This window comes from Brucella tritici (genome assembly GCF_902825325.1).
In the GTDB taxonomy this organism is placed as follows: Bacteria; Pseudomonadota; Alphaproteobacteria; order Rhizobiales; family Rhizobiaceae; genus Brucella.
Map to the genome: position 1 here is coordinate 77,589 of NZ_CADEAR010000014.1, position 8,489 is coordinate 86,077.

Consider the following 8,489-nt stretch of genomic DNA (forward strand, 5'->3'; position numbering starts at 1 on the left):
CCGGGCTGCCGAATTTGCCGAGTTGAAGCATTGGCAGTCAAGTTGAGGGGCAATCCAGACTTATAATGAAGTGTCGTGTGACGTGCATGAATAATCTCGTACGCGTGACCGCGGCGTGCAGAGATTGAGGGGCCGTAGCGGGACCGGGTGGGACCGTCATGAAAATCAGGAAGCGTGCGCGTGGACATCGGTCGTCGGCGGGTCTGCCGATGCAGTTTGCGGTTATGGCAGGTATTTACCTGACCGTTGGCAACTCCTCTGTTTTGGCAGCCGACCCGCCACCCGCACCGTCGAAAACTTCATCGATTACTCAAGAAGTGACAAATCCTCTGACGGGGAACACGACCACCGTCACTAATTTGATCGTTGACCCGGCTGGAACCCCGACAGCTGGTACTACCGCATTTGTTCAAACCGCTGACGGTTATACGTTCCTGGTAAAAGCAAAAGACGAAGTTTTCTATAACAACGACACGCCGGAACCTGTCGCGTTTACGGTTGTCTCTATCAGTGACGGGCACGCTATCATCGCCAGCCCAACAGCGTTGGAGAATGTTGAAATCGCAGTTGGCCTGACGACAACTGATTTCAATACCAATTTCAACAGCTCTGGCAGCGAAGGAACACTCACTCCGCCTGTCGATGTTTCCGGACCAAATGGCGTCAAGCAGGTCTACTACGGTAAAAACGGCAAAAATGGGCGTGCAGGAGCATTATTCGTTCCACCTTCCTCCGGCGGCGATGGTGATGCAGGACCAACCAATGACAAAACGTTGAGTACAAATGTTAATGCGACCTCCAGTATTGGTTGGGAAATCGGCAGCGTCGGCGGCAGTGGCGGTAAAGGCGGCAATTCCTATGCCAGTTTCTGGAGCGGTCGCGACGGTGGCGATGGCGGTGCTGGCGGCACCGTTATTGCCACACAAGCTGCATCGAGTACGATCCAGACCAGCGGCGATAACCATTATGGTATATTTGCCTATAGCCGCAGCGGAGAAGCCGGAGATGGTGGCAGCGGCTATGCTGCACCGGGTGGCGGCACTGGCGGGCATTCAGCCAATGGCGGACAGGTTACAGTCAATCAGTACGGTGCGATATCCACCAACGGAATCAACGCCCACGGCATCTACGCGCTGAGCGTCAGCAACAATGGCGGCAACGGCGGCAGTCAATGGGGACTTGTCGGTGAGGCGGGCAACGGCGGATATGGCGGCAATGGCGGTCAGGTTGATGTCAACACTTTTTCGGGTGCAACGGTCCTCACCCAGCAAAATTATTCAAACGGTATATTTGCGCAATCGATCGGGGGGTCGGGTGGTTCTGCGGGAACCAGCGGAAATCTGCTGGTCTCATTGATTGGCGAAGCAGATAATGGCGGCAATGGCGGTGCCGTGAATGTCTCGAATGGCGGCATAATCGAAACGCATGGCCTGGCTTCGCGCGGGATCATGGCGCAATCCATTGGAGGCGGTGGTGGCGCCGGCGGTACGGCGGCAGGTCTGGTTGCACTGGCGCTTGGCGGTGTCGGCTCCAACGGCGGTTCCGGCGGCGCGGTCAGCGTGATGAACGAGGGAACGGGGTCGATCTATACGAAAGGCGATCTCGCCGACGGCATCATGGCGCAATCCATTGGCGGTTCCGGCGGTCAGGGGACAAATGCATATGGTCTGGTGAGCATCGGCGGAAACGGTTCGAAGGGCGGTAGCGGGTCGGACGTTTCTGTCAGCAATTTTGGCCGGATCGTCACCGAAGGCGATGGCGCGCGGGGGATAATCGCGCAGTCGATTGGCGGCGGTGGTGGTGATGGTGGTTCGACCGGAGGCATGGTCGCAGTTGGCGGCAGCGGTAGCGGCGGTGGGGACGGGGCAGCGGTTAGCGTGACCAATGACGGCGTCATCATGACCGGCGGACAGGACGCAATGGGCATCATTGCCCAATCGATTGGTGGCGGTGGCGGTAATGGCGGCTCGTCTGTAGCAGTTGGTGCATTTGTCGGCGTTGCGGTCGGCGGCGCAGGCGGCAAAGGCGGCGCAGGCGATCAGGTTAAAGTGACGCTTTCCAACTCAGATGCCAGCCAGCCTTCCCGGATTGTGACGGCTGGCGACCGGTCCACCGGCATCATTGCCCAATCGATTGGCGGCGGCGGCGGCAATGGCGGCGGCGCTCTCACCGCGACAGGCGGTGTTTTCGGTGCGGCCTCTATTGCGGTCGGCGGATCAGGCGGTGTCGGAGGCGACGGTGGAACTGTGATATTGGCTGGTAGCGGTGATGCCGCTGTACAGACCGCTGGCGCGGATGCGGCAGGCATCATACTGCAATCCGTCGGTGGCGGTGGTGGCAATGGCGGTTACGCGATTTCAGCCGCCGCCTCTGGAGGTCTGGCTTCTGCCTCTCTGGCAATCGGCGTCGGCGGGTCGGGCGCCGCAGGTGGTCATGGCGGTGAAGTCCTTGTCGGTACCGTCGATGGGAGCGGCAATCTGGTCGCGCCGGGCTTCTCCGGCAGCGTTGTGACCACGGGAGAGCGTTCCGCTGGTATGATTTTCCAATCGGTTGGCGGTGGTGGCGGTAACGGTGGTCTCGCCGTGGCCGCGACGGCTGGCGGATCGTTGATCGTTTCCGGCAATCTATCAGTGGGCATCGGTGGCTCAGGGGGCACTGGCGGCAGTGGCGGATTGGTTCGTGTTTATACGGATGCCGATATTACGACACGCGGCAACAGCTCGTCCGCTCTGCTTGCTCAATCCATCGGTGGCGGCGGTGGTAACGGCGGCGGTAGCATTGCAGGCGGTGTCGGGGGCAGCGCAGGCGTTACAGTCAATGTCAGCGTCGGTGTCGGCGGAAGTGGTGCCGGCGGCGGTACTGGCGGCGCGGTCGACCTTATCGCTGGTGGCGACCTGATCCGCACGACGGGTCAGTTTTCGACTGCGGTTGTTGCCCAGTCAATCGGTGGGGGCGGCGGTAACGGTGGCTATTCAATCGCAGCGGGGCTTGCGGGTGGCGGCGCCGGTGCCGGAACAGTCAGCGTCGGCGTCGGCGGTTCGGCCGCTGGCGGCGGGAATGGCGGTGCGGTCAATGCTCACGTGGATGCCGTCGTTACAACGGAAGCGGACGATTCCGGTGCAATTTTGATCCAGTCGATCGGCGGGGGCGGCGGTAATGGAGGGTTCTCTGTTGCAGCGAGTGGTGCTGGCGCTGGTGCTGGCGCGGGCGCGGTGTCTGTCGGACTTGGGGGTTCAGGAGGCGCTGGCGGCAATGGCGGTGCGGTGAGCGCCCATATCAACAACGATGTCGGTACTGAAGGTGAACGCGCCGCTGGTGTGGTGATGCAATCGATTGGCGGCGGCGGTGGCAACGGTGGGTTCTCCATATCGGGAACCCTGTCCGGAGCGGGCGCCGGAAGCGGTTCCGTTTCGGTAGGGCTTGGCGGTTCAGGCGGTAGCGGCGGCGACGGCTCCACAGTCACCGCAACTGTCGATGGGAACATAACGACAGAAGGTAAAGACTCCACCGCTATCCTGGCGCAATCTGTTGGCGGCGGCGGTGGCAATGGCGGATTTAATGTTTCCGGTGCCGTGAGCGGCTCTGGCGTCGGCAGTGGTGCTGTCAGTGTCGGTTTGGGCGGCAGCGGTGGCACGGGCGCAAAGGGTGACACGGTCACGCTCACCAACAACGGTTCTGTCTGGACGCAAGGTGATCGCTCGTCAGGCGTTGTCGCGCAATCTATTGGCGGTGGCGGTGGTAATGGTGGTTTTGACGTTTCCGGTTCGATTGCCGGTGCGGGAACTGGAACCGGGACAGTCAGCGTCGGTCTTGGCGGTGACGGTGCGGGTGGGGGTAACGGTGGTGCGGTAAACGCGACATCGAACGGGGAGATTCTGACAGAAGGTTTTGCCTCATCGGGCTTCGTTGCACAGTCAATTGGCGGCGGTGGTGGCAATGGCGGGTTCAATGTCAGTGCCGGGCTTTCCGTCGCAGGTGTCGGCGCAGGTTCGGTCGGTGTCGGACTTGGCGGTAGTGGTGCTGGCGGCGGCAATGGTTTGACGGTCACCGCCCATACGACGGCGAATATTGAAACGCGCGGCGATGCGTCGACAGGTGTTCTGGCGCAGTCGGTTGGCGGCGGTGGCGGCAATGGCGGATTCAATATCACACCAACGGTATCGGGCGCAGGCACGGGCTCGGGCGCGATTTCGGTCGGCCTGGGTGGTAGCGGCGCTGGCGGCGGTAATGGTGGCACGGTCGACCTGACGGTTGAAAATGATGTACTGACACATGGCACCCAATCGTCGGGGGTTGTCGCACAATCGATTGGCGGCGGTGGTGGCAATGGCGGCTTCAATGTCTCGGCAGCCGGGACTGGTGCAGGAACCGGATCTGGTGCGGTCGGGGTTGGTCTTGGCGGTAGTGCGGGAGCAGGCGGGACCGGCGGCACGGTTGGTAGCAAGGTCACAGGCAATCTCACCACAATCGGCGAAAACTCGACGGCTCTGCTCGTTCAGTCACTTGGTGGTGGCGGCGGTAATGGCGGCATGAATGTTTCGGCGACTGTTGCAGTCGCAGGAACCGGGGCCGGCGGTGCGTCTGTCGGCATCGGCGGTTCGGGCGGCGCTGGCGGCGCTTCGGGCAATGCCACATCGGTTCTCATCGGCGATGTCATTACGGAAGGTAATGGCTCTGGCGGCGTGGTCGTCCAGTCGCTTGGCGGCGGCGGCGGTAACGGCGGTCTCAATGTATCGGGAACAGTGACAGCAGCCGGTACAGGCGCTGGCGGAGTTGCCGTTGGACTGGGTGGCAGTGGTGGCGATGGCGGCAATGCCGCCGCTGTGGACAGCACGATCAACGGCAATGTCCAAACGTCGGGTGATGATGCGAGCGGTGTGGTCGTCCAGTCCGCCGGTGGCGGTGGTGGCAATGGCGCAATCAATATCGCCGCTGTCGTCAGCCTTTCAGGCAATGGATCAGGTGCGGCCAGTATCGGCATTGGCGGCTCGGGCGGTGGCGGCGGCGATGCTGGGACCGCTGCTGGAAAAATGACCGGAAATGTCGTCACCCAGGGGGATCGTTCTGCTGGTGTAGTGGTGCAATCGCTTGGCGGCGGCGGCGGTAATGGCGGGATCAATGTTTCCGGTGCCGTGAGTCTGGCCGCGCAAAACAGCGGAGCTGTCGGCGTTGGCATAGGCGGTTTTGGCGGTGATGGCGGTCACGCAGATACAGCGACCAATGATTTTACCGGTGATGTGGTCACGCTTGGCGTGGATTCGACCGGTGTGCTGGTTCAGTCAGTTGGTGGCGGCGGTGGCAATGGCGGTATCAACATTAGCGGTGCGGTCAGTATTGCGGGCAATGGTTCAGGTGTTGCAGCTGTCGGTATTGGCGGCTTCGGCGGTTCTGGCGGCTATGCTGGCGATGTCACCGGCAGCTATTCAGGAAATGTCTTCACGTTCGGCGACCGTTCGTCGGGTATCGTCGCGCAAAGTCTTGGCGGCGGCGGCGGTAACGGTGGCGTCAATATCTCCGGCGGCCTTTCGGTTGCTCCGCAACTTTCCGGATCTCTTGGATTGGGTATCGGCGGTTTCGGCGGCGATGGCGGTGTTGCAGGGTCCGTTGACCAGACGGTGATCGGCTATGTGCAAACACTGGGCGACGACTCTATCGGTATTCTCAGCCAAAGCCTCGGCGGCGGCGGTGGCAATGGCGGTCTCAATGTCAGTGGAGCCGTATCTCTGTCGCGTCAGACAAGTGCGGCTGTCGCGCTTGGTCTGGGTGGATTTGGCGGTGCGGGTGCCGATGCAGGGGCTCTGACGGCATCGGATGTGACCGGCGGCGTCCTCACCATCGGCGACAGAAGCTCGGCCATTGTGACGCAAAGCCTTGGCGGCGGCGGCGGTAATGGGGGGATGAATGTCTCCGGCACGGTCAACCTCACGCAACAAAGTGGCGGCGCAGCGTCGCTCGGCTTGGGCGGTTTCGGCGGCGGCGGCGGCAATGCAGGCGACGTTACGAGCAAAGTCCGTGTAACCGCTGACCATGACAACATCACCACAATTGGTGATCAGAGCATCGGCGTGATGGCGCAGTCGGTTGGCGGTGGTGGCGGTACGGGCGGCCTGAATGTTTCAGGCGCAGTCAGCGTCACGGGTCAATCGGGCGCGGCGGTATCACTTGGTTTGGGCGGGTTTGGCGGCGCGGGCGGCAATGCCGGGTCCGTTGATCTCGATGTTATCGGAACAGTCAATACATTCGGCGACCGTTCTACCGGCCTGATGGCTCAAAGCCTTGGCGGCGGCGGCGGTGTCGGCGGTACCAATATTTCCGGTTCTCTTGCTTTGACCAAGCCATCCGCATCAAGCACGATCTTTTCCGTTTCCGCTGGTGTCGGCGGCTTTGGCGGCGGTGGCGGCGATGCGAGGGCTGTCAGCCTTTCCTATACAGGCGCGCTGACCGCTCTGCCGCGCACCATTAATAGCGATGGCAGTGTCACGCTCAATGAAACGCAAGGCGCGGATGGTATTCTGGCGCAATCCATCGGCGGTGGCGGTGGCGATGGCGGCCTGAATGTCAGCGGTGGCGTCGCAATCAGCAGCAAGCCCGGCGAAGGCCAATCTGATAACAGCAAGTCCTACGGCGTGCTGATCGGCGTTGGTGGCTTTGGCGGTGTCGGTGGCGATGCGGGTACGGTCGATGTCAATGTCGGGGATGGTAGCACCATCCTTGCCCATGGTACGGGACGTTCGGGCATCCTCGCACAGTCCATTGGCGGCGGCGGCGGCAATGGTGGCATGAATGTTTCTGGCGGGATCGTTTCGGATACATCGCTGATCGTCGGTGTTGGCGGTATGGGCGGCAATGCGGGCCGCGCGGACAATGTCAGCGTTACTGCGCGCGCCGACATTCAGGTCACGACGGATCCCAGCGATTTCGGAAAACCGACCGACCAGACCTTTGAAACAAAACTGCGCGATGTATTGGGTAATTCGGTGGTCGACACCACAACAGGACTGGTCGATTCATTCGGTCTCAAGTCGCTGTTCGTCGACCTCGGATTGTTTAATAGCGATGACAAACTACCTGACACAGAAGGTTCGGCTGGTATTCTGGCGCAATCCATCGGCGGTGGCGGTGGTAATGGTGGGCTGAACGTCTCAGGCGGTATAGCCCTCAGCAAAGACGGCAAGATCCCATCCATTACATTTGGTGTTGGCGGCTCGGGCGGCGCAGGCAACGTATCGGGCGATGTCAGCGTTGACCACGAAGGCACCATTGCGGTTGAGGGCAACTGGAAGCACGGCATTCTGGCGCAATCTATAGGTGGCGGCGGCGGTAATGGCGCGCTCAATGTCAGCGGACAGTTGAACTGGGGCAGTTCCAACAGTTCCGGCGGTGCAACAGATCTCAGCATCGTTGCAGGTCTTGGTGGCTATGGCGGTGTCGGCGCCGATGCTGGTAATGTCGATGTTGTTTCAAACGGCGACATCTCAACGAACGGCTATCACTCCCGCGGTATCTTTGCCCAGTCGGTCGGCGGCGGCGGCGGTACTGGCGGTATCAATGTAACTGCAGTCGCGACCAAGGACAGCACACCGGTCGGTATAGGCATTGGCGGTACAGGCACCAGCGGCGGCAATGCAGGTAATGTCACTGTCACGCGAGGAACTTCGCTTCAGTCGGCGGGACTGATCCTGACCGACGGCGTTGGTGCGCATGGTATCGAAGCAAGCAGTATTGGCGGTGGCGGTGGTGATGCCGGGATCAACGCAGTTCTCGGTATAAGCAAGACTACTGGCTCCGGTAGCGATAGCGGTTCTGCTGGCGACCGCAAGGAAACCGTCAATGATGGTGTGGATTCGTCGGCGGTCACCGGCATTACGGACACACTTGATAAGGCCGAAACCTCGACCGGTGGGGGCGGCAGCGGAAGCAATAAAACCGTCAATTCCGCAATCATCGCGGTCGGTGGTTCTGCGGGCAATGCGGGCAATGGCGGTCAGGTGGATATCAGCCATTTTGGCGATATTGTTACCCTTCAGGACGGAAGCTACGGCGTCTTCGCACAATCGCTTGGCGGCGGCGGCGGTAACGCCGCATTTAATGCCGGGCTGGTCTTTGAAACGGGAGATGCTTCCAAGAACAAGGGCTTCGGCATGGCTATCGGCGGCGGTACGGGCGCTGGCGGCACAGGAGGTAATGTCACGGTCGATAATACCGGCATCGTTGATACGTTTGGTGATGACGCGCACGGCATTTTCGCGCAGTCGGTTGGCGGCGGCGGCGGTAATGCCGGTTATAACGTGCTCTCCACAGGTGGCGAAGATGGCAATATCGGCATCACCATCGGACGTGTTGGCGGTACTGGCGGTTCCGCTGGCGACGTCACAGTCAGAAGCGACAGTCTGATACGTACACAAGGCGACCTGTCCGACATCAGCGCCTTTGAGACAAAACTGGTTTAATTAAGAAGAGAGGATTTTTGGCTCATCATAGCTTTATCA

The 8,489-nt window shown here is 60.9% G+C and carries 1 protein-coding gene; it reads left to right on the top strand.

The window, feature by feature from the left end:
* Positions 1-158: 158 nt before the first annotated feature.
* Positions 159-8,450 carry a beta strand repeat-containing protein gene (locus HWX93_RS18380; protein ID WP_176038213.1) on the top strand — a complete coding sequence of 2,764 codons (8,292 nt, stop codon included), beginning with the start codon at positions 159-161 and terminating at the stop codon, positions 8,448-8,450.
* Positions 8,451-8,489: the final 39 nt, after the last annotated feature.

What these genes read in the sequence shown, in the direction of transcription:
- HWX93_RS18380 (WP_176038213.1), top strand. Translation starts at nt 159, where the DNA reads ATGAAAATCAGGAAGCGTGCGCGTGGACATCGGTCGTCGGCGGGTCTG.